Origin of the sequence: Micromonospora sp. R77 (genome assembly GCF_022747945.1) — a bacterium.
Classification (GTDB): domain Bacteria; phylum Actinomycetota; class Actinomycetes; order Mycobacteriales; family Micromonosporaceae; genus Micromonospora.
Window position 1 is genome coordinate 1499777 of the sequence record NZ_JALDST010000001.1, and the last position, 19276, is coordinate 1519052.

Here is a 19276-nt window from a genome sequence, read left to right on the forward strand (position 1 = left end):
CTCTGCTCAGGTCGTACGACCGGTTCCGTCCGCACCCAGGGTGAGGTGCGGCGATGAGCGCCGTGGCGAACCCCGCCACCGTGGCCGAGTGCCTGCGGGTCGGCGCCGGGTTCTCCCAGGGTGACCGGAACTGGATCGCGGAGCAGTTCGCGACCCTGGACGCCCGGCTGGCCGGGTTCCACGCCGACGCCACCGAGCTGGAGGTGTCGGTCAAGGACCGCGAGGCCCGGGGGCAGAAGGTGACCCTGGAGTGCTGGGTGGCGGGTCGGCAGAAGATCGTCACCACCTCCTCGGAGGAGGACCTGCACGCCGCGCTCAACGACGTACGGGACGACCTGCGCCGCAAGCTCAACGACGCGAAGACCCGGCAGGAGCCGCGCAGCAACAAGCACCTGCGCGACACCGGGCTGCCCGAGGGCGTGCCGGTCCAGGCCGGCGAGGCGGACGAGCTGCCCGCCGCCGACCCGAGCCGGGCCGACGCGGAAACCGCCTGAGACCAGCCGGGCCCCGTCCACCCGGTGCGGGTGGGCGGGGCCCGGGGGCTACCGCCGGGTAGCTTGGCGGCGTACCGTCGCGGTCGTGGAACCGGACGTGCTGGGGCCGCCGTACGAGCGGCAGACGATCGACCTGGGCACCGACGACGAGGGACCGGTCGTCGCGACCCTGGTCCGCCGGCGGGCGGAGCGCCCGACCGGCCGGGCCGTGCTCTACGTGCACGGCTTCGTCGACTATTTCTTCCAGACCCACGTGGCCGACTTCTTCGCCGAGCGCGGCTGGGACTTCTACGCCCTCGACCTGCGCAAATACGGTCGCAGCCTGCTGCCGCACCAGACCCCGAACTTCTGCCGGGACCTGAGCGACTACTTCCCCGAGCTGGACGCCGCCGCCAAGATCATCCGGGCGGACGACGGGCACGACACGCTGCTCGCCATGGGCCACTCCACCGGCGGCCTGATCATCTCGCTCTGGGCGCACGCCCGCCGCGAGGCCGGCCTGGTCGACGGCCTCTTCCTGAACAGCCCCTTCTTCGACATCAACGCGCCCTGGCTGGTCCGTCGACCCCTCGCGGCGGCCGTCTCCCGGCTCGGCCGCCGGGCGCCGCACCGCATCCTCCCGTTCGGGCTCGGCACCGTGTACGGCGAGAGCCTGCACGCCGACCACCGTGGCGAGTGGCGCTACGACCTGGCCTGGAAGCCGCTCGCCGGGTTCCCCGTCCGGGCCGGCTGGATCAACGCCATCCGGGCCGGCCAGCGGCAGCTCCGCGCCGGGCTGGACATCCAGGTGCCGGTGCTGCTGGCCTGCTCGACCCGCAGCTACCGGGGCACCAAGTGGCACGAGTCGGCCACCCTCGCCGACGCGGTGCTCGACGTGGAGCACATGGTCCGCTGGGCACCCCGGCTCGGCCCGCACGTCACCCTGGCCCGCTTCGACGGCGGGCTGCACGACCTGACGCTCTCCAGTCCCGCCGTACGCGAAAAGGTCTTCACCGAGGCCGGGCGGTGGGCGGAGGGTTTCCTCGGCGCGGGCCCCACGCCGGAGCAGCCGACGGGCGCGCCGGCCGCGCGGCAGCCGGCCGACGACCGGGCCGGGGCGACCGTCGAGGGCTGACGCGGCCGGTTCAGCGCCAGTCGGCGGTCGCGGCCGCGACGGCCGACCGGATCCGGTCGAAGGTCGCGATCCGGTGGCCGCCCTGACCCGGCAGCACCAGGCCCAGGCAGTGCAGCGCGGGCTCGCCGGCGGCGTTCGCCTCGACCCGGAAGACGGGCGCGCCGACGTAGCCCGCCGGCAGCCCGGTGGTGATCCGCAGCTCGTCGCCGTCGCCAACGACGCGTTCGATGACCGCCTCCAACGGCCGCGAGCCGTCGTCGGCGACGCCGAGCGCCAGCACGAACGCCGAGGCCGGCTCGGCACCGACCCGCGCCACGACCTCCGCGCGGGCGGCCAGCCCGTCGGTGACCTGCTGGGTACGCCAGCGCCAGCCCCGGTCCTCGGCGTGCCCGTGCAGGCCGCCGGTGGGCATGGCGGCCACGCCGGCCTCGGGCAGGTGCAGCCACTGCTCGGCGAAGTCGGGCAGCAGAATCGCGTCCGAGGCCACCCCCGCCGGCTCCGTCACGCTCGGCCGCACCCCGATCTCGCCGTACGCCGCGTCGGTGAGCACGTCCGCCGTCAGCAGGTACTCGTGCACCACCTCGCCGTCGTCGGTGGACCCGATCAACTCGTTCCAGAAGAAGGCGGTGCCGGGCGCGCCCGCCCCGCCGACCTGACGGATCGGCAGGATGGCGCGGCCGAGGAGCTGGCACAGCTGGTAGGCGATCTCGTTCTCGGTCTCCGGGTCAAGCAGCACCCGACGAGGGTACGGCCGCGCGCCGGAACGGGGCTGCCACGGGTGGGGGTGGCGTGGGACCCTGATCGCGGTGTGACGCGGCCACCCGTTCCGTTGCCCCAGGCGGGGACGGCGGTACCCTCTTGGGCGCGAGACCCATGTTGCGCGCCCGTAGCTCAGCGGATAGAGCAGGGGACTTCTAATCCCAAGGCCGCAGGTTCGAATCCTGCCGGGCGCACAGGCACTTATTCCAGCCGACCGGCTCGCGTGGAGCTATGCGTGGAGCCCTCGGGCCACTGCCGGCCCCGTGGCACCGCTGATCGTCGTTCGTCATGCCCGTCTGACGTCCGGCGGCTCGGCGACGGCCTGGCCCGTCGCCCGTCCCGCAGCAAGGACAACAGCCGTACGCGACGCTTGACTCTTCCCTACGGGCAGACGGCAGCCTTCAGGCCATGGAAAGGCACCGGCTCATACCGATCGGTCAGTTCGCTCAAGCCAGCGGCCTGTCGCTGAAGGCACTTCGTCTCTACGACGCCGTCCAACTCCTGAGGCCGGCTCGGGTCGATCCGTCGTCCGGGTACCGGCACTACGCCCCCTCCCAGCTCGGACCGGCCCAGCTCATCCGCATGCTCCGTCAGCTGGATTTCTCCGTCGATCAGATCGGCGACCTCATGCGGCGCATCGAGGCAGGCAAGGACGTCACCGCAGCACTCACCGATCACATCGCCGCAGCGGAGCAGCAGCTGAGCCGGCGTCGAGCCGTACTCGACCAGATCCGGCAACGGATCGCCCTTCAAGGAGGAGAGATGAACCATCCGGTACGCGTAAGCCGTCTCGCGGTCGGCTCGGTCCTGGCACAGCGTCACACCGTAGGTGTCGAAGACCTCGACCAGGTCGCCCGGAAGGGCTTCGCGGATCTGTACGCAGTCGCCGGACGCGGTCCGCTGACGCTCACCACCAAGGCGTTCATCCGCTACCACGGCCGACTTGACGAGGACAACCGCAGCGAGATCGAACTCTGTCTGCCGTTCTGGAACGACGGCGCCGCTCCGATGGACCTTCCAGAGGACGTCTACGTCCTCGACCTACCGGATGTCCAGTTCGCCTACACCGCACTTTCCGGCAGCGACTCGACCTTCCCCACGGCTCTCCAAGGCTACGACGCGGTCGCCGACTGGATCGTTCGACACGGATTCGCCCTGGAAGGCCCCGCCTACGAGATCTTTCGACGTTGGCGCGGCCAGGCCGGTCACCCCGACAACATCCTGGAGGTCGGATGGGCCATCGAGGCATCGTAATTCGGCTATGTGGTGGCCGTACGGGCACTGATCGGCCGGCCTGAGCCCGCCCGACCGGTCGGCTGCCGGCCGGCCCGCCAGGTAAGCGGACCTTGACACGGGTTCGCCCGCTGGCGGGTCGGGCGGCGGTCTGCTCGGCTTGCCCGGGTCGATGGCAGGCGAGATGGCCCACCGCAACAACCCACGGGAGCCCGGAAACCCGGATGCGCATCCACAGGTACGAGTGGATGCTGGCGCGATGAGCTTTGAGACCATCAGGCGGGAGTGGCAGACCCATGGGTTCGCCATCCTTCCCGGCTACCTCCCGGCGCAGGACCTGGCACCGGCTCTTCGCGAGCTCGACACCATGTTTCCCTCACCTGAAGGTTTCCATGACGGCACCGACCCCCGCCGGAGCCGCTACGTCGACGACGAGTTCGCCGGGATCGACGAGTTCCCGTTCGCCATCCTGGAACTCGGCCTGCTGGCGGTGAACGAGCGCCTGGTCCGGCTGGCCCGGGAGTTGCTCGCCGACCGGGACCTCCGGATCTATTCGGCCGAAGGGTGGGCGAAGTTCACGGGAGCGGCGGACTACGACCAACCGCTGCACCGCGACTACCTCAACCACACGATGCTGGTGCCCACCGACGATCCCGGCTACCAGCAGTTGGAGATGTTCGTCTACCTCGTCGACGTGCCCGAGGAGCTCGGCCCGCCACACATGCTCTCCAGGGAGCACACCAGGGACCTCCCGGCGAAGCCGAACTGGTATCCGCCGAACGACGTCGGCGACAAGTACGGCGAGTTCGTCTCGCCCACCGGCAGCCCGCACCTGTACGACGCGGAGGTGTCGGGTGCCGGACCGGCCGGCACGGTCGTCGCCTTCCAACCGGGCACCTTCCACCGTGGCACCGGCATGACAGCGCCTCGCGGGGCCCGCTACACCATGCACCTCAACTACCGGCCGGCCGCGGTGGAATGGGGGCAGCGCCATTCGTGGGTCCATCGCAGCCACGAAGCCGCCTGGTACCGATTCATGACCCGGGCCACCCCTGAGCAACTTGCGCTCTTCGGCTTCCCCCCGCCCGGCCATCCGTACTGGACTCCCGACACCCTCGCGGGGGTGGGCCTGCGCTATCCCGACCTCGACATGACGCCGTGGAAGGCCTGAGCCCGGGCAGCCTCTCGCGGCTCGGGGGTGCCGATCGGCCCGATGATCCGGGTCCACGGCGGGTTCGCCAACCGGATGTACCGACTCGACACCGACCAGGGGTCGTTCGCGGTGAAGGAGTTGAACGTCCTCGACCGCCGCTGGACCTACCGCGCCGAGGACGTGTTCCGGTTCGAGCGGGCGGCCTTCGCCGCCGGCATCCCGCTGCCGGAGCCGATCTCGGCCAGCCATCACACGCTCGTCCACCGGTGGGTCGAGGGCGAGCAGCTGCCCGAGGCACCGGTGTCGCCGGCGTACGCGTTCGAGATCGGTGAGATCCTCGCGCGCATCCACGCGCTCGACGTCGCGTGGACCGAGGGCTCGGTCGAGGATCCGACGCCACGGGACTGGCGCGAACTCGCCGAGCGGGCCACGGCGACCGGACAGCCGTGGGCCGGTGAACTCGCCGCCCAGGTCGGGACGTTCCTCGCGATCGCGCGCTTCGTCGACACCTGCGAGCGACCGGGTCCCGTCGTGCTGACCCACCGGGACGTCCAGCCGTGGAACCTGCTCGCTCGACAGGGTCAGCCGGTGGTGCTCGACTGGGAACTATCGGGGATGCTCGACCTGTCCGGTGAGCTCGGCTCGACAGCGCTGAGCCTCGCGAAGGGACCCGGCTTCGACGACATCGAGCCCGCCATCTTCCGCGCGGTCCTCGACGGATACGTCGCCGGGGGCGGAGCGCTGCCGCCGCCGGGTCCGAGCTGGTTCGCGTACCTGATCGGCGGCTGGCTGGGACACACGAGGTGGAACATCCTCCGCTGCCTCGCCGGGGTCGAGGCCAGCACCGGCCCTGACCTTGCGCTGTCGCACGAGTCCGTACGCACCGGAGTGCGTGGCCTTCCCGACCTGTTCCGCCGGCTTCCCGAACTCGACGCGCTGCTCAGGTGACAGTCGACGACCAACCGCCGCCTCCCCCTGCCTCGGAATCCGCGGATCGGCTCCACAGGCGGGCCTCGGCCGACAACTGCGTCATCACTTCTTCCTTCGCGGCGCCGTACTGGGCCCGGCTGTCGGGATGCAACTCGGCCGCGCGCCTCTTTGCCGCCTCGTAGCGGCGGGCCGCCTCGGGATGGGCCGCGATGTAGGCGCAGAAGACCCGGTTCTCCGCCGGCACCGGCGACGTGACGCCGAAGACGTGCAGATGGTGGCTTCGCTTCCCGTCGGTGTCCTTCGCGAAGAACAAGTGATCACTGTCCTCCGGGAAGGCCGTCGGACGATAGACGTACCCGAGCTGCTCAAGTGGCCGGAGGCCGGCGACGACCTCATCGACCTCGGGTACGACCACCAGGATGTCGATGATGGGCTTGGCCGCCAGTCCGGGAATGCTGGTGGACCCGAAATGCTCGATGCTCAGCGCTGCGGGCAGCGCCTCCGACAACAGCCGCTGTTCGACCTGGAATCGCTCCGACCAGGCCGGGTCGTAGGGCACGACCTCGACTACGGGGGCAGCGTCCTTCATGTCGGCCACCGTAGCGACTCCGTACGGTCATGCCCGTTCGCTAATGCCGGCGTTCGTCGATAACGACGGACGGCTGACGGGATCGGGCCGGTCGCCGTGTCCCCCGGACAGCCGAGTCGGCCGAAGAAGTGCGTCGTGGCCTGGGTGACGGAATGGAACCCGCCCTCAACCCATGTCGCATCACGAAGATTGAACGACGCGCCACGGCGTCACCTCGCTTGTCGAGCTGGTAGCCGTCCAGCCACGTCCAGCCGTCGTAGGTGATCCAGTCGAGGACGCGAATCAGCCGGAAGTTGAAAGGCTTCACGAACTGGACGCTGGCCTCCCTGCTGACGAGGAGCAGCGCACCGGCCTTCAGCTCCGCCACTGGTCGCTGACCCTGCGCCAGGCGCGGATGCGGGCTCGCGCGACGACGACGCGAGGACACCAGCCATACGGGCGGCAACGCGAGCAGGTGTAGACGACGTGGTAATCGATGATGGCCCAGGAGAGCGCCACCAGGAAGGGCACGTCGAGCCGCTGTTCCGGCCTCACGGCTCGCCGCCGTTACGACGCTTCTGAGGGCTGTCCGGCCGCACCTGAGCAGCCCGAGCCATCGCCACAATCCTGGCCGGGCCGTTCCGCTTCACCGTTCCGCCGACCCCGCGAGGACGCTCGTTGGTGCCCGGCCGCTGCACCACATCGACCGGCTCATTACTGCGTTGGAACCACTTCCAGCGGGGCACCGCGCACCTCCGGCGATCGTCGGCCGACCTCGTCTAGCAGCCAACTTGGTGCAGCTCCGCTTCCGTCTGCAACGTCTCACTTGGAGATTCGAGGAAAAAGATTGACGGCGTGCCATCGTGGCGTGCAGGGTGGCTGAAATGAGACAGACCGGCATCTCAAGTGAGATTGGGGCCAGATGACCGACACCGGATCTTCCGTCCCGCGACGACAACTCGGACGGCTGCTGCGGCAGGCTCGCGAGGAGGCCGGCGTCAACCTGGAGGCCGCGGCGAAGACGCTGGAATGGTCGCGGGCGAAGATGTATCGCTTGGAGGCCGGACAGACCTCGCTACGCACCCATGACGTGAACCTGATGTGTCAGCTCTACGGCACCTCAACCGACCTGACCGAGGTCCTCGTCGCGCTCGCCAGGGAAAGCAAGAGCCGGGGCTGGTGGCACGCCTACGGTGAGGTGATCCCCGCGTGGTTCGAGCTGTACGTGGGGCTGGAAGCAGCGGCGTGCCGCGTCCGGCAGTACGAAACGAACCTGATCCCGGGGCTTCTCCAGACGCCCGAGTACATGTCCACGTTCTTCGAGACAAGGCCCGACCGCACGCCGCAGGAGGTGGCCCAGAAGGTCGCCCTGCGGATGGAACGGCAGAAGCTCCTGACTCGACGGAGCCCAGCAGCCCCTCGGTTCGAAGCGATCGTCGACGAGTCCGTCCTGCACCGTCCCGTCAGCGACGTGGAAGCCTGGCGAGCCCAGCTGGCGCATCTGGTCAACGCAGCCCAGGCCAGGAACATCAAGGTCCGCGTCCTACCCAGGAGCGTAGGCCCACACCGCGCGTCCGCCGCTGGAGCGTTCGTGCTGCTCGACTTCCCCGCGAAGGGCACCCGGCCTGCTGAGCCCAGCACCGTCTACAGCGAATCGCTGACCGGCAGCATCTACCTCGACCGACCCAACGAGGTAGAGACGTACTCTTCGGTTTGGAAGACTCTGTGGGACCTTGCCATGGACGAACGCGCGTCCGAGGATCTGGTAGGCGCCCTGATCAAGGAGACTTACGATGACTGAGATGACCGAGGCTCGGTGGCGCAAGAGCAGCTACAGCGGCAACGAGGGCAACTGTGTCGAGGTTGCCGACAACCTTCCGAACGTCGTGTGTGTCCGTGACAGCAAGGACATCGCCGGCCCGGCGCTTACCTTCGGCGCTGTCCAGTGGGATTCCTTCGTCGAGTTCGTCAAGGACCAAGCCCGCAACTGAGGCGAACCTCGATCTAGGATCTGCAGGTGAGGAAACGCCTGCGGGTCATGGTGGGAGTGGTCGTGGCCGGCATGCTCGCCATACCGGCCGTCGTTATCGGCGTCCATGTCGCACACCCTCGTGACGAGGACAGATACCTGGCGTACCTCAAGCGGTGGGGCGATCTGGAGAGCAACAAGCCGCTGGAAGTACTGCCGCCGACCGCGGATCTCATCGCCGCGGGTGACGCGGCATGCGACTGGCTACGCGAGCAGCCGTACGCCCTCTGGCGGCACGACCCGCAGTACCGCGAGTTGAGGATCTATCAGCGCTACCTCGATCAGCTCGGCGGCCACCCGCCGAGGTGGGGCGAAGCGCTGCCGAATCTGGGATCCGTGACCTCGGCAGCATGGACCTACCTGTGTCCGGCGGACCGGGAGCTACGTGAACCCCGCAGCAACCCGTTCGCCCCCGAGCCGGATTGAACGACGCCCCTGGGCGTAGCCCTGCTCGACCAACGCGGTGAGCTGGTCGACGCGTGTTCGGATGGCAGGGCCGAACCAGGGCAGCTACGGCCTGCGGTCGGTGATGGCTGCCTCGATACGCAGCCCGACGCCGGTCACCACCAGGAAAGCGGCCATGAGGTACGGCTTCCCGCCGTCGTAGCCCGACGACATGGTGAGCAGCGAGGTCAGGAAGCCGCTGACCAGCAGCACCGTGCCGACCACGCGTACCGTGTCAGCCCGCTTTGATCGAAGGTCCACGATCGGACCCTATCGGAGCGACCGGCATCCTTGCCTCTATACACCCGGTGTATATACTGAGCGAGTAAGTTCACTCGATGGCCGGTCCGTTCCGCACCGGTATCGGGCAACCCACGGGGAGGACCAGTGACGATCGAGACACCTGTCGGTGGACGAGGGATGACGCGGCGCGGGCTCATCGGAGCCGCGTTGGCCGCGGGGGCCAGCGTGCCGATCGGCGCCGCCGGGCTCGGCGGTCGCGCGTCGGCGGCCACGACCGACCCGGGACCGGTCCGGCTCACCCTGCCCGCACCGACCGGGCCGTACCCGGTGGGCATGGTTCCGCTGCACCTGATGGACCGGTCGCAGCCGGACCCGCTGGCCGGCCCGGGGCGGTACCGGGAGCTGATGGTCAGCGTCTGGTATCCCGCCCGGGACGTGTGGCGCTACCCGCTCGCCCCGTGGATGACCGCCGCGTCGATGCGCGGGCTGCTGGAGTCCGCCGGGTTCGACCCCACTGCGGTGCTGGCGCCGCTGACGGCCGGTCACGAGGGCGCGCCGGTACGACGCACGAATCGCCGACTGCCGGTGGTGGTCTACTCGCACGGTGCGGGCAGCCACCGTTCGGACACCACCATCGTGGTCCAGGAACTCGCCAGCCACGGATATGCGGTGGTCACGGTGGACCACACGTACGACGGGCCCGGCGAGTTCCCCGACGGTCGGGTCACCACCCGGGAGTACGACTACGACTCGACTCCGTGGACCTACACCCGTGACGTCCGGTTCGTGCTGGATCAGATCGCCGTCCTCGCCACCGGAGACAATCCCGACGTCGACCACCGGCCGCTCCCGGCCGGGCTGGGCGCCGCCCTCGACCTGGACCGGATCGGCATGTTCGGTTGGTCGAAGGGCGGGACCGCGACGGCTCTCACGATGGCCACCGACCCGCGGGTCCGGGCCGGGATCAGCTTCGACGGCCCGATGCTGTCGCAGCCGCTGCCCAGCACCGACCTGGACCGGCCCTTCATGTTGTTGACCGCGGAGTTCACCCGCACCGCGGAGCCCGCCGTCGCCGACTTCTGGTCGCACCTGCTCGGCTGGCGGCTCAACATCCAGGCCGCCGGCGCGGTCCATTCGTCGTACGGCGACAACCAGTGGCTGGTGCCGCAACTGGCCCGGGTCATCGGGATGAGCGACGCGGAGCTCACCGACTGGATCGGCACCCTTGACCCGGCCCGCGCGGTACGCATCCAGCAGGCGTACCCGCTGGCGTTCTTCAACCTGCACCTGCGGCACCGCCGGAGCCACCTGCTGCGCGGCCCGAGCCGGTCCTTCCCGGAGGTGATGGTCATTCCGTGAGCCGGTGCACCTCGGCGCGCGGGAGTCGGGGCGGGTCGCCCAGCTGATCGCGGCGGCGGGTCAGGTGGGCGATCTGTGCGCTGTTGCCCGTCAGCTCGATCGCCCGGTCGTACGCCGCACGCGCCTCTCCCCCGCGACCCAGCCGGCGCAGCAGGTCCGCGCGCGTCGCGTGGTAGGCGTGGTAGCCGGCCAACGCGGCCTCCAGCCGGTCGACGGCCGCCAACGCCACCTGCGGCCCGTCCAGTTCGGCGACGGCCACCGCCCGATTGAGGGCGACGATCGGCGAGGGGTCGAGCCGGGCGAGCTGGTCGTAGAGGGCGACGACCTGTGACCAGTCGGTGTCGCGTACGTCGCGGGCCGAGGTGTGCACGGCGTTGACGGCGGCGAGGAGCTGGTAGCGCCCGGGGGCCACCCCGCTGGCCAGGCGCTCGCGGACCAGCCGGTGCCCCTCGGCGATCAGCGCGGCGTCCCAGGCGTCCCGGTCCTGCTCGTCGAGGGTGACCAGTTCACCGCCGGCCGAGACGCGCGCGGGGCGGCGGGCCTCGGTGAGGAGCATCAGCGCCAGCAGGCCGGTCACCTCGCCGTCGTCGGGCAGGAGTGCGTGGACCAGGCGGGTGAGGCGGATCGCCTCGGCGGTCAGGTCGTGCCGGACGGGAGCGCTGTCCGGGCCGGTCGCCAGATAGCCCTCGTTGAAGACGAGGAAGAGCACGGCGAGCACGCCGGACACCCGTGCCGGGAGGTCGTCGGCCGCCGGCACCCGGTACGGGATGCGCGCCGCCTTGATCTTGGCCTTGGCGCGGGTGATCCGCCGTTCCATGGTGGTCTGCTGCACCAGGAAGGCGCGGGCGATCTCGGCCACGGTCAAACCGGCGACCATACGCAGCGTCAACGCCACCCGGGTCTCCGGGGCGAGCGCCGGGTGGCAGCAGGTGAAGATCAGCCGAAGCCGCTCGTCCTCGATCGCGCCGACCGGCTCGGGCGGGTCGTCGTCGGCCAGCAACTGGGCCTCCCGGTGCTTGTCGTCCCGCTTGTTCTCCCGCCGGATCCGGTCGATCGCCCGGCGGGTGGCGGTGGTGGTCAGCCAGGCGCCGGGGTTGGGTGGTACGCCGTCGACCGGCCACCGCTCGACCGCCGTCGCGTACGCCTCGGCCGCCGCCTCCTCGGCGATGTCGAGGTCACCGAAGCGCCGGGCCAGGGCGGCGACGATCCGGGCCCACTCCGCACGGTGGGCCCGGATGATCGCCTCCCGGGCGTCGGTGCCGCTCACCGGAACGGCCGCACCTCGACCTTGCGGTTGCAGGCCCGCGACCCGTCGGCGGCGAGCTTGAGCGCCACGTCGAGGTCGGCGGCCTCGATGATCCAGAAGCCGGCGAGGAACTCCTTCGACTCCACGAAGGGCCCGTCGGTGAAGAGCGGCTCCCCGCCCCGGTTGTCGATGACGGTGGCCGACTCGGGCGCGGCGAGGCCACCGGCGAAGACCCAGTGCCCGTCGGCCCGGAGCCGGTCGTTGAACACGTCGATGGCCGCCATCTCGTCGTCGGTGGCGAGGTCGGCCGCGTCGTAGATCACGGAAACCAGGTACTGCATCTCGGCTCGTCTCCTGTCGTTCGGGGCACCCGGCGTGGGCGACCGTCCACCCCTGCTACGAACAGCGCCGCCCCGGTCCGACAGCGTGTCACCGGAATTCTTCCCGCCCGTGCCAGGATGCTCGGCATGTCTCGACGCGCACTGGGCTTCGGCGTACGGGCGGCAGCGTACGAACGGTTCCGGCCGGGGTATCCCGACGAGCTCGCCGACCTGGTGCTGGCGTACGCGGGTCGGCCGGTGCGGACCGCTCTGGAGATCGGCGCGGGGACCGGCAAGGCGACCCGGCTGTTCGCGCAGCGGGGGGTCACGGTCACCGCGACCGAACCGGACGGGGCCATGCTCGCCGAGCTGCGCAAGCACGCGCCGGCGACCGTCCGGACCGTGCATGCCGCGTTCGAGCAGCTACGGCCGGGCGAGCGCCACGACCTGGTGTACGCGGCGGCGGCGCTGCACTGGACGGAACCGGCGGGCCGGTGGTCGCGGATCGCCGCGCTGCTGGAGCCGGGGGGCGTGGTCGCCTCGTTCGGTGGACCGGTCCGGCTGGCCGACCCGGCCGTGGCGGAGGCGGTGCGGGCGGTCCGGGCCGCGTTCCTGGCGAGCGACGAGGTGCCGTCCCCGGACGGGACCCCGCCGGAGCAGCCGATGCAGTGGCCGGGCACGGAACTCCAGCGGTCCGGGTTGTTCACCGACGTCCGGCAGACCGTGCTCGAACGGCGGATCACGATGAGCGCCGGTGACTACCTCGGCCTGCTGTCGACCATCTCGGCCTATCTGGAACTGCCGGCACCGGTGCAGGAGCAGCTGTACGACCGGATCGCGCGGGTCCTGCCCGAGACGGTCGAGGTCGACACGGACCTCACCGTCCACCTGGCCCGCCTCCGGCCAGACGCAGATAGTCGCTGAGCCGGGCGGCGGCGTCGAGCCGGGCGACGCCCTGCGCGGTGAGCCGTCGCCGCCAGTCGTCCAGCGCCCGGGCGAGCGCCTGCGTGCCACCGGCCGTGCGGACCTGCTGGAGCACGGTCGCGATCCGGTCCAGCGGGTATCCCCCGCGCCGCAGCAGATGGGCCAGCTCGGCGTCCCGGGTGTCGCTCGCGCGGAACACCCGGTGGCCGGTGACCGGATCGCGCAGCGGGGCGAGGATGCCGACGCTCTCCCAGGTGCGCAGGGTGGCCGGAGTGACCCGCAGCCGGCGCGCGAGTTCGCCGACCGTCCACGTGCCGGCTCGCGGCGAGTCGTCCGGCCCCGTGGGGAGGCCCGCGATCGCTTCCCGTACCGCGTCCAGGGTGTCCCGGTCGCGCAGCGTCCGGGCGTGTTCGCGGTCGACGACGAGCAGCGCGTCGTCGAGTCTGCCGGCGTGCAGCGCGGTCATCACCTGGCCGGCGGCCCGGTGGCCGTGGCCGGCGACGAGCGCCAGGTAGGCGCGGAGCGCCGCCGCGTGCACCTCGGTGTAGCGCCGGTAGCCGCTGGGCGTGCGCTGCGCGGGCGGGAGGAACCCCTCGGCCTCGTAGTTGCGGACCGCCTGGGTCGAGAGGCCGTGCTCGCGCGCGAGGTCGACCGGTCGCACGGTGGAGACTTTACCGCGCGGCCACGCAGTTCGGACCGGGAAAAGTCTCCACCGAAGTTTCAACGGTACGGTCGAACCACATGAGCCAGGACATCCGCGCCCTCGTAACCGAGTCATGTGACCTGCTCGCCCTGGGCGAGCCCACCCACCAGGAGCCGGCCTTCGGCCGGATCCGCAACGAGCTGGTCGCCCAGCTGGTCGAGTCGGGCTTCCGGTCGATCGCCCTGGAGACCGACCGGGTGGCCGCGTTCGCCGTCGACGACCACGTGCGGCACGGCACCGGCAGCCTCGACCAGGTGCTGCGCGACGGCTTCTCCCACTTCGGCGACCTGGACGCCAACCGCCGGCTGGTCGCCTGGCTGCGGGAGTACAACCGGGACCGGCCCGCACCGGAGCACGTGGCCTTCCACGGGTTCGACGCCCCGACCGACAACACCAGCGCACCGAGCCCGAGGGCCTTCTTCGAGTACGCCCGCGACTACCTCGACCTCGACCTCGACGTCGCGGCCGTCGCCGGGGACGACCACCGCTGGAGCCGCCAGGAGGCGATCCTCGACTTCACCGAGTCCATGGGCGCCACGCCCGAGGCGGAGCGGTTGCGCCCGATCGGCGCGGACCTGCTCACCCGGCTGCACGCCCGCGCACCGGAGCTGATCGCGCGGAGCTCACCGGCCGAGTGGCACCGGGCCCGGGCGCACGTCGACGCCGGCCTCGGGCTGCTGGACTACCACTGGCAGGCGGCCCGGCCCCTCGGGCAGAGCGACCGGATCTGCCTGCTGCTGGCCACCCGGGACGCGTGGATGGCCCGCAACCTGCGCGACATCCGCAGCGTGGAGGCGGAGCGCGGGCCGACCCTGGTCTTCGCCCACAACGCCCACCTGCAGCGGAACCCGAGCGCCTGGCGCATGGGCGACCGGAGCGCCGACTGGTACGGCGCCGGGGCGATCGTCGACTCGCTGCGGCTCGACGACTACGTCTTCGTGGCCGGCAGCCTCGGGCGCAGTGCCGCGCTCGGGTTGGGCGAGCCCGCGCCGGACACCTTCGAGGGTGCCCTGCAACGCCGGGTCACCGACTGGGGTCTGGTCCCGGCCGGCGAGCTGCCCCCGGCCGCGACCCGCACGGACACCGTGCCGCAGCAGGGCTACTTCCCGCTCGAACAGGCGACCGTCGACCGGGCCGACGTGATCCTGCACGTCACCGGCTGAGCCGGGGCAGCGGCGGGTGGGAGGTGGGGCGGCAGCCGGGGACCCGGCCGCCGCCCCGCCGCGCCGGGGAGGGCGCGGATCGCGACGCCGTTCGGATGACCAGGGGGGGTAGGTCATCCGGACGGTGTCGCCGTCCCGACGCCGGGCGGGCGGAGGGGGGTGGGTTTCCCGCCCGGGCGTCGGAGGTCGGTGGGCATCTCGCGGGTGAGCAGCCGCGCGAGGGCCTGTCCAACCTCTCGTGCCCCTCAGCGCCGGGTCCTCGCCGAATGTCACACCGTCACCGTGTGGCGTCCCGGCCCGGACCGACAGCGACGGCCCGGCCCGGCCCGGCGCCAGGGGTACGCGGGCGGCGTCCGCCGATCACGGGCGTCGCCGCGCAGCCCGCTGGCATATGCTGCCCGCGTCCACACGGGGGCCTCGGGGGAGAGTGACATGCGACGGTGGTGCGCTGCGGCGGCGGCTGCCCTGATCACGGCGGTGCTGGCCGGTTGCGGCACGCCGGCCGGGACGGACGGCGACCTGACCGACGACTGGCGACCGGTCGGCCAGGTGACCCAGTTCGCCCCGAAGGCGGGCGACTGTCACCTGAGCGCCGAACCCACCAGCTACCTCACCGGCTACCAGCCGGTGGACTGCACCCGCACGCACCTGGTGGAGACGGTCCACCTAGGCACCTTCACCGGGGCGGTGGCCGCCCGCGCCACCCCGCCGCCGCTCGGGTCGGCGGCGATGCGTCCCGCGTTCGCCGAGTGCGACGCGAGGACGACGGCGTTCGTCGGCGGTGACTGGCGGGGTGCGCGGCTGACCTTCCAGGTGGTGCCACCGTCCCCGGCCGGATGGGCCGGCGGCAGCCGCTGGTTCCGCTGCGACCTGTTCGAGTTGTCCACCATCGAGGGCGGCACCCGGCGCAGCCGGCCGAACGACTACCCGGTCCAGCGCAGCGGCACCCTGCGGGACGCCCTGAAGGGCCCGTCGAAGCTGGCGTACGGCTGTCTGACCGAGGACGAGTGGGCCAGCTTCCAGCAGACCACCTGCCAGCAGGGGCACCAGTACGAGTACGTCGGCACGTGGACCGCCCCGGACGGCCAGTACCCGGACGCGGCGGCCCGGGAGGACGGCATCCACGCCAACTGCCGCACCGTCGTCGCGCGCTACGCGAAGGTCCCCGTCGACGGCCAGCTGCGCTACCGCACCGGCACCTCGTACCGGTTGCCGACGGTGGAGGCGTGGGCCCGGGGCGACCGCGGGGTGCGCTGCTTCTTCTGGTCCGGCGGGAAGAAGCTGACCGGGTCGATCCGGGGTGGCGGGACGAAGGCGCTGCCGGTCAACTGACCGGCCGGGTCACCGGTCGCGCCACCACACCGGCAGGGCACGGGTGTCGTCCTGGCCGTGGCCGGCGGCGTGGGCCTCCTCCCCCACCCGGCGGGCGGCGTCGACCAGCGGCAGCCGGGGTTCGGCGGCCAGGCAGAGCCGCAGGTCCTTGGTGAGCATGTCGACGGTGAAACCGGCGGTCCCGGGCGGCCCGGAGGCCAGGATCTCCCGGACGCCGGGGAAGGCCGCGCCGAGCGGACCGGCGGCCATCAGCTCGTCCACCACGTCGGCGGGCAGGTCGAGGGTGGCGGCGAGCCGGAGCGCGTCACCGATCCCGGCGAGGGCGAGGCCGAGACTGAGGTTGCGGACCAGCTTCGCGGCGCTGCCCGCGCCGACCGGCCCGACGTGCCGCACCTGCTCCGGGTCGCCCCAGAGTTCCAGCAGCGGCCGGGCCGCCGCCACGTCGGCCTCGTCGCCGCCGGCGAGCACGCCCAACGTTCCCGCGGTGGCCGGGCCGACCGAGCCGTAGACGGGCGCGTCGACGTACCGCAGCCGGTGGTCGCGCACCCGGGTGGCCATCCGGCGGGAGGCGTCCGGGCCGATGGTGCTGCCGTCGACCACGAGGGTGTCGGGATCCGCGCCGGAGGCCACCCCGTCCGGACCGAGCAGCACCTGTTCGACCGCGTCCGGGTCGGCCAGCATCAGCACCACCACGTCCCGACCGGCCGCCGCGGCGGCGGGTGTGTCGGCCACGGTCGCGCCGGCCGCCGCGAGGGCGTCGGTCTTCCCGGGGGTACGGTTCCAGACGGTCAGGTCGTGGCCCGCCTCGCGTACGTGGCGGGCCATCGGGGTGCCCATCCGGCCGAGTCCGAGGAAGGCGACCCGGAGTCGCCGTGCGTCACTGCCCATACCGGCAGTCAACCGCATCGCCGGCGGAACCGCGCGTCGTCCGGGGCAGGAGGCGGGTCAGGGGGCCCGGCGACGCGTCGCGTACCGTGGGTGACCGGTTGTCCTGGCGCATGTTATTCTCCGGCGTCGATCTATGCCGTGCGGACCCGACCGGGTCGTTGCCGGAAGGACGCCTCCCCCGATGCCGGTCGTTGCCGTTGCGATCTCGCCGCCGTCCCCGTCGGACCGCCCGGCGGGCGCGTTCACTCTGGTCCGCACCGTCCTGGCCCTGCTGCGCCGCGCCGCCGGCCTGGTGGGGGCGCTGCCGTGGCACCGCGAGCGGGCCTTCGGTGCAGCGCCGGCACGGAGGCCGCCGGTGAGCGGACCCGCGGCGGCGGACGCCCGGCGACCGGCCCGCGAGGCGGCGGCCCGTTCCGCCCGGGCGGCCGAGCGTCGGCAGAACCGGGACCTGCACGACACCGTGCTCGCCACGTTGACCATGATCGGGCTCGGTGCGGTGTCCGGCCCGTCGGCCGCCCTGCGCGCGCGGTGCGCGGCGGATCTGCGTACCCTCGCCGGCCTGGCCGACACGCGGCCGGCACCCGCGCCCGGGCCGGTGGCGTTGGACGACCGGCTGCGCGTCGTGCTCGGCCGGCTGCCGGAGCTGCCGGTCGCGGCGTCCCTGACCCGGTGCGTGCTGCCGGCGGAGGTCGCCGAGGCGCTCGCCGGGAGCGCCGCCGCGGCGCTGTCCAACGTGGTCCGGCACGCACCGGGGGCCAGCACCACCCTGCGGCTCGCGCGGGAGGCCGGCACGGTCGTGGTGGAGGTCGTCGACGACGGTCCCGGCTTCGACCCGGCCACAGTCCCGGCCCACCGGTACGGGCTGCGGAGTCCGTCCACGGGCGGATGGCCACGGTGGGTGGACGCGCAGAGGTGACTTCCGCCCTGGCGCGGGCACCCGCATCCGGCTGGAGTGGCCTGATGTCCATTGACCTCGACGCGGCGACCGTGGTGGCCGCCGGCTGCCTGGTGACCGCGACGATCGGCGTCGGGGCCGCCGCGTTCGCCGCCCGCAGCCTGGCCTGGGCCGGCACCGCGGGGGCGACCCCGACCGTGGCGACGGACCGGGGTACGCCGGAACGGGCCGGCGAGGATCGCCGGGCGCGGCTGGCCGTGGCCAGCGGCAGCGCCGCGGAGGTGCTGGCCGCCCTCGCCGCGGGCGAGGCCGACCCGGCCGACCCCGAGGTACGCCGCCGGTGCGTGCTCGCCGCCGCCCGGCTGCGCCGGCTGATCGCCGAGTCGGACGACGTGCCCGACCCGCTGCTGCACGAGTTGCGGGCCGCCGCCGACGTGGCGGAACGCAAGGGGGTGCCGGTCGAGCTGGTGGCCGTCGGGGTGCCGCCGGACCTTCCGGTGGAGGTGCGGCGGCGGCTGGTCGACCCACTCGTCGCCGCCCTCGCCGACGCCCGGGACCGGGCCCGACTGACCGTCGTCGCGCGACCCGACGAGGTGGTGGTGGGTCTGGTCACGCCGGACCACGACGGGCCGGAGGCGACCGGCCCGCCGGGCGGGACCGCGCAGCACGGCCCGGTGGAACTTCTGCAGGAACGGGACGGGGAGATCAGGTGGACGCAGACCCGATGGCGGAGGACGTGACGGGTGGGCAGCCGGTCGGTGTGTCGATCGTGGACGACCACCCGGTCGTGCTCGACGGGGTGCGGGCCTGGCTGTCCACCGAGCCTCGGCTGCGGGTGCTGGCCACCGGGAACGACCCGGAGGTGGTGCTCCGGTCCGCCCCGGAGGCCGACGTGATCCTGCTCGACCTCCGGCTGCACGGTCGGATGGTGATCGACAAGCTGGCCGGGTTGAGCGCCGCCGGCCGCCGGGTGGTGGTCTACTCGGAGCACACCGAACCGGAGACGATGCTGGCCGCGCTGGACGCCGGGGCGGTGGCGTTCCTCGCCAAGCACGAGGGACGCGAGCACTGCGTGGCCACCGTGCTGGCCGCCGCCAGCGACCGCCCGTACGTGCCGCCGGCGCTGGCCGGGGCGATGGTCGGTGACACCCGCCCGGACCGGCCGGCCCTGTCCGACAAGGAGCGTGAGGCGCTGCTGCTGTGGTTCCAGTCGATGTCGAAGGCGTCGGTGGCCCGCCGGATGCAGATCAGCGAGCACACCGTCAAGCAGTACGTGGACCGGGCGCGGATCAAGTACAGCCGGGCGGGCAGACCGGCGGCGACCAAGGCGGCGCTGCTCGCCCGGGCGATCGAGGACGGCCTCGTCCGGCCGGAGGAGATCGGCATCTACCGGTCACACGCGTCGACCGACCGGCCGACCCCCTAACGGGTGTCATGACAGCCGGTGGTGCGGTCGACCAGGCTTGCCGTACCGCCAAC

Annotated in this window: 21 protein-coding genes, 1 tRNA gene and 2 pseudogenes; 16 read left to right on the top strand and 8 right to left on the bottom strand. The window is 72.2% G+C overall.

Annotation, left to right across the window (positions count from 1 at the left end; all coding sequences use genetic code 11):
• Positions 1–53 precede the first annotated feature (53 nt).
• Positions 54–494 carry an HPF/RaiA family ribosome-associated protein gene (locus MRQ36_RS06760; RefSeq protein ID WP_242793881.1) on the top strand — a complete coding sequence of 147 codons (441 nt, stop codon included), beginning with the start codon at positions 54–56 and terminating at the stop codon, positions 492–494.
• A gap of 85 nt (positions 495–579) precedes the next feature.
• On the top strand, positions 580–1608 hold the full coding sequence (locus tag MRQ36_RS06765; RefSeq protein ID WP_242793883.1) for an alpha/beta hydrolase: 1029 nt from the start codon (positions 580–582) through the stop codon (positions 1606–1608).
• A gap of 10 nt (positions 1609–1618) precedes the next feature.
• On the opposite strand, the gene MRQ36_RS06770 is transcribed toward MRQ36_RS06765, so the two are convergent.
• The gene (locus MRQ36_RS06770) at positions 1619–2344 is read right to left on the bottom strand and encodes a hypothetical protein (RefSeq protein WP_242793885.1); all 726 of its coding nucleotides are present in this window, start codon (positions 2342–2344) and stop codon (positions 1619–1621) included.
• Positions 2345–2488: 144 nt separating this feature from the next.
• On the opposite strand from MRQ36_RS06770, the gene MRQ36_RS06775 reads away from it, so the two are divergent.
• The 4 genes from MRQ36_RS06775 (at position 2489) to MRQ36_RS06790 (ending at position 5701) form a co-directional block, all read left to right on the top strand.
• Positions 2489–2561 (top strand) — tRNA-Arg (locus tag MRQ36_RS06775).
• Between the two features lie 214 nt (positions 2562–2775).
• A complete protein-coding gene (locus MRQ36_RS06780) occupies positions 2776–3621 on the top strand; it encodes a MerR family transcriptional regulator (RefSeq protein WP_242793887.1) in 846 nt (281 codons plus the stop codon).
• A 238-nt stretch (positions 3622–3859) separates the two neighbouring features.
• On the top strand, positions 3860–4771 hold the full coding sequence (locus tag MRQ36_RS06785; protein ID WP_242793889.1) for a hypothetical protein: 912 nt from the start codon (positions 3860–3862) through the stop codon (positions 4769–4771).
• Positions 4772–4813: 42 nt separating this feature from the next.
• Entirely contained in the window at positions 4814–5701 is an 888-nt protein-coding gene (locus MRQ36_RS06790) for a phosphotransferase family protein (protein WP_242793891.1), read from the top strand.
• On the opposite strand, the gene MRQ36_RS06795 is transcribed toward MRQ36_RS06790, so the two are convergent.
• Both MRQ36_RS06795 and MRQ36_RS06800 read right to left on the bottom strand, forming a co-directional pair.
• Positions 5694–6272 carry a GrpB family protein gene (locus MRQ36_RS06795; protein ID WP_242800891.1) on the bottom strand — a complete coding sequence of 193 codons (579 nt, stop codon included), beginning with the start codon at positions 6270–6272 and terminating at the stop codon, positions 5694–5696. The genes MRQ36_RS06790 and MRQ36_RS06795 overlap by 8 nt on opposite strands.
• Before the next feature lie 40 nt (positions 6273–6312).
• Positions 6313–6639, bottom strand: a complete 327-nt coding sequence (locus MRQ36_RS06800) for a hypothetical protein (RefSeq protein WP_242793892.1) — start codon at positions 6637–6639, stop codon at positions 6313–6315.
• 534 nt (positions 6640–7173) lie between these two features.
• Here MRQ36_RS06800 and MRQ36_RS06805 point away from each other — a divergent pair.
• The 3 genes from MRQ36_RS06805 to MRQ36_RS06815 are packed head-to-tail and all read left to right on the top strand — an operon-like array spanning position 7174 to position 8706.
• Positions 7174–8052, top strand: a complete 879-nt coding sequence (locus MRQ36_RS06805) for a helix-turn-helix transcriptional regulator (protein WP_242793893.1) — start codon at positions 7174–7176, stop codon at positions 8050–8052.
• Positions 8045–8242, top strand: coding sequence for a DUF397 domain-containing protein (locus MRQ36_RS06810; protein ID WP_242793895.1), 198 nt, complete (start codon positions 8045–8047; stop codon positions 8240–8242). The genes MRQ36_RS06805 and MRQ36_RS06810 overlap by 8 nt, the downstream gene beginning before the upstream one ends.
• 26 nt (positions 8243–8268) lie before the next feature.
• The gene (locus MRQ36_RS06815) at positions 8269–8706 is read left to right on the top strand and encodes a hypothetical protein (RefSeq protein WP_242793897.1); all 438 of its coding nucleotides are present in this window, start codon (positions 8269–8271) and stop codon (positions 8704–8706) included.
• A gap of 84 nt (positions 8707–8790) precedes the next feature.
• Here the strand turns inward: MRQ36_RS06815 and MRQ36_RS06820 are convergent, their stop codons facing one another.
• Positions 8791–8985, bottom strand: coding sequence for a hypothetical protein (locus MRQ36_RS06820; RefSeq protein ID WP_242793899.1), 195 nt, complete (start codon positions 8983–8985; stop codon positions 8791–8793).
• A 159-nt stretch (positions 8986–9144) separates the two neighbouring features.
• Between MRQ36_RS06820 and MRQ36_RS06825 the strand changes: the two genes are divergently transcribed.
• Positions 9145–10326: an acetylhydrolase gene (locus MRQ36_RS06825; protein ID WP_242793901.1), complete on the top strand. Its 1182-nt coding sequence runs from the start codon at positions 9145–9147 to the stop codon at positions 10324–10326.
• Here the strand turns inward: MRQ36_RS06825 and MRQ36_RS06830 are convergent.
• Complete coding sequence (locus MRQ36_RS06830) at positions 10316–11593, bottom strand: RNA polymerase sigma factor (RefSeq protein ID WP_242793903.1); 1278 nt, start codon at positions 11591–11593, stop codon at positions 10316–10318. The genes MRQ36_RS06825 and MRQ36_RS06830 overlap by 11 nt on opposite strands.
• The gene (locus MRQ36_RS06835; protein ID WP_242793905.1) at positions 11590–11913 is read right to left on the bottom strand and encodes a YciI family protein; all 324 of its coding nucleotides are present in this window, start codon (positions 11911–11913) and stop codon (positions 11590–11592) included. Before MRQ36_RS06835 ends, MRQ36_RS06830 begins: the two co-directional genes overlap by 4 nt.
• 126 nt (positions 11914–12039) lie before the next feature.
• Here MRQ36_RS06835 and MRQ36_RS06840 point away from each other — a divergent pair, with 126 nt between their 5' ends.
• Complete coding sequence (locus MRQ36_RS06840) at positions 12040–12816, top strand: trans-aconitate 2-methyltransferase (RefSeq protein ID WP_242793907.1); 777 nt, start codon at positions 12040–12042, stop codon at positions 12814–12816.
• Here the strand turns inward: MRQ36_RS06840 and MRQ36_RS06845 are convergent.
• On the bottom strand, positions 12770–13477 hold the full coding sequence (locus MRQ36_RS06845) for a TioE family transcriptional regulator (RefSeq protein WP_242793909.1): 708 nt from the start codon (positions 13475–13477) through the stop codon (positions 12770–12772). The genes MRQ36_RS06840 and MRQ36_RS06845 overlap by 47 nt on opposite strands.
• Before the next feature lie 80 nt (positions 13478–13557).
• Here MRQ36_RS06845 and MRQ36_RS06850 point away from each other — a divergent pair, with 80 nt between their 5' ends.
• Entirely contained in the window at positions 13558–14682 is a 1125-nt protein-coding gene (locus MRQ36_RS06850; protein WP_278187446.1) for an erythromycin esterase family protein, read from the top strand.
• 432 nt (positions 14683–15114) lie between these two features.
• On the top strand, positions 15115–16014 hold the full coding sequence (locus MRQ36_RS06855) for a septum formation family protein (protein ID WP_242793911.1): 900 nt from the start codon (positions 15115–15117) through the stop codon (positions 16012–16014).
• A gap of 9 nt (positions 16015–16023) precedes the next feature.
• On the opposite strand, the gene MRQ36_RS06860 is transcribed toward MRQ36_RS06855, so the two are convergent.
• Positions 16024–16902 carry an NAD(P)-dependent oxidoreductase gene (locus tag MRQ36_RS06860; protein ID WP_242793913.1) on the bottom strand — a complete coding sequence of 293 codons (879 nt, stop codon included), beginning with the start codon at positions 16900–16902 and terminating at the stop codon, positions 16024–16026.
• Positions 16903–17308: 406 nt separating this feature from the next.
• Between MRQ36_RS06860 and MRQ36_RS06865 the strand changes: the two are divergent.
• From MRQ36_RS06865 to MRQ36_RS06875, 3 genes and pseudogenes are all read left to right on the top strand, one after another.
• Positions 17309–17873 (top strand): annotated as a pseudogene (locus tag MRQ36_RS06865) (sensor histidine kinase); the annotation flags it as partial.
• A 163-nt stretch (positions 17874–18036) separates the two neighbouring features.
• Positions 18037–18537: pseudogene (locus MRQ36_RS06870) on the top strand (hypothetical protein); the annotation flags it as partial.
• Positions 18507–19223 carry a response regulator transcription factor gene (locus tag MRQ36_RS06875; protein ID WP_242793919.1) on the top strand — a complete coding sequence of 239 codons (717 nt, stop codon included), beginning with the start codon at positions 18507–18509 and terminating at the stop codon, positions 19221–19223. The pseudogene MRQ36_RS06870 and the gene MRQ36_RS06875, both read left to right, overlap by 31 nt.
• Positions 19224–19276: the final 53 nt, after the last annotated feature.

Excerpts from the sequence above, each read along its gene's own strand:
- MRQ36_RS06790 (WP_242793891.1), top strand. The coding sequence starts at position 4,814 with ATGATCCGGGTCCACGGCGGGTTCGCCAACCGGATGTACCGACTCGAC.
- MRQ36_RS06850 (WP_278187446.1), top strand. The coding sequence starts at position 13,558 with ATGAGCCAGGACATCCGCGCCCTCGTAACCGAGTCATGTGACCTGCTC.
- MRQ36_RS06855 (WP_242793911.1), top strand. The coding sequence starts at position 15,115 with ATGCGACGGTGGTGCGCTGCGGCGGCGGCTGCCCTGATCACGGCGGTG.
- MRQ36_RS06825 (WP_242793901.1), top strand. The coding sequence starts at position 9,145 with ATGACGCGGCGCGGGCTCATCGGAGCCGCGTTGGCCGCGGGGGCCAGC.
- MRQ36_RS06785 (WP_242793889.1), top strand. The coding sequence starts at position 3,860 with ATGAGCTTTGAGACCATCAGGCGGGAGTGGCAGACCCATGGGTTCGCC.
- MRQ36_RS06760 (WP_242793881.1), top strand. The coding sequence starts at position 54 with ATGAGCGCCGTGGCGAACCCCGCCACCGTGGCCGAGTGCCTGCGGGTC.
- MRQ36_RS06780 (WP_242793887.1), top strand. The coding sequence starts at position 2,776 with ATGGAAAGGCACCGGCTCATACCGATCGGTCAGTTCGCTCAAGCCAGC.
- MRQ36_RS06840 (WP_242793907.1), top strand. The coding sequence starts at position 12,040 with ATGTCTCGACGCGCACTGGGCTTCGGCGTACGGGCGGCAGCGTACGAA.
- MRQ36_RS06810 (WP_242793895.1), top strand. The coding sequence starts at position 8,045 with ATGACTGAGATGACCGAGGCTCGGTGGCGCAAGAGCAGCTACAGCGGC.
- MRQ36_RS06795 (WP_242800891.1), bottom strand. The coding sequence starts at position 6,272 with ATGAAGGACGCTGCCCCCGTAGTCGAGGTCGTGCCCTACGACCCGGCC.
- MRQ36_RS06835 (WP_242793905.1), bottom strand. The coding sequence starts at position 11,913 with ATGCAGTACCTGGTTTCCGTGATCTACGACGCGGCCGACCTCGCCACC.
- MRQ36_RS06860 (WP_242793913.1), bottom strand. The coding sequence starts at position 16,902 with ATGGGCAGTGACGCACGGCGACTCCGGGTCGCCTTCCTCGGACTCGGC.
- MRQ36_RS06805 (WP_242793893.1), top strand. The coding sequence starts at position 7,174 with ATGACCGACACCGGATCTTCCGTCCCGCGACGACAACTCGGACGGCTG.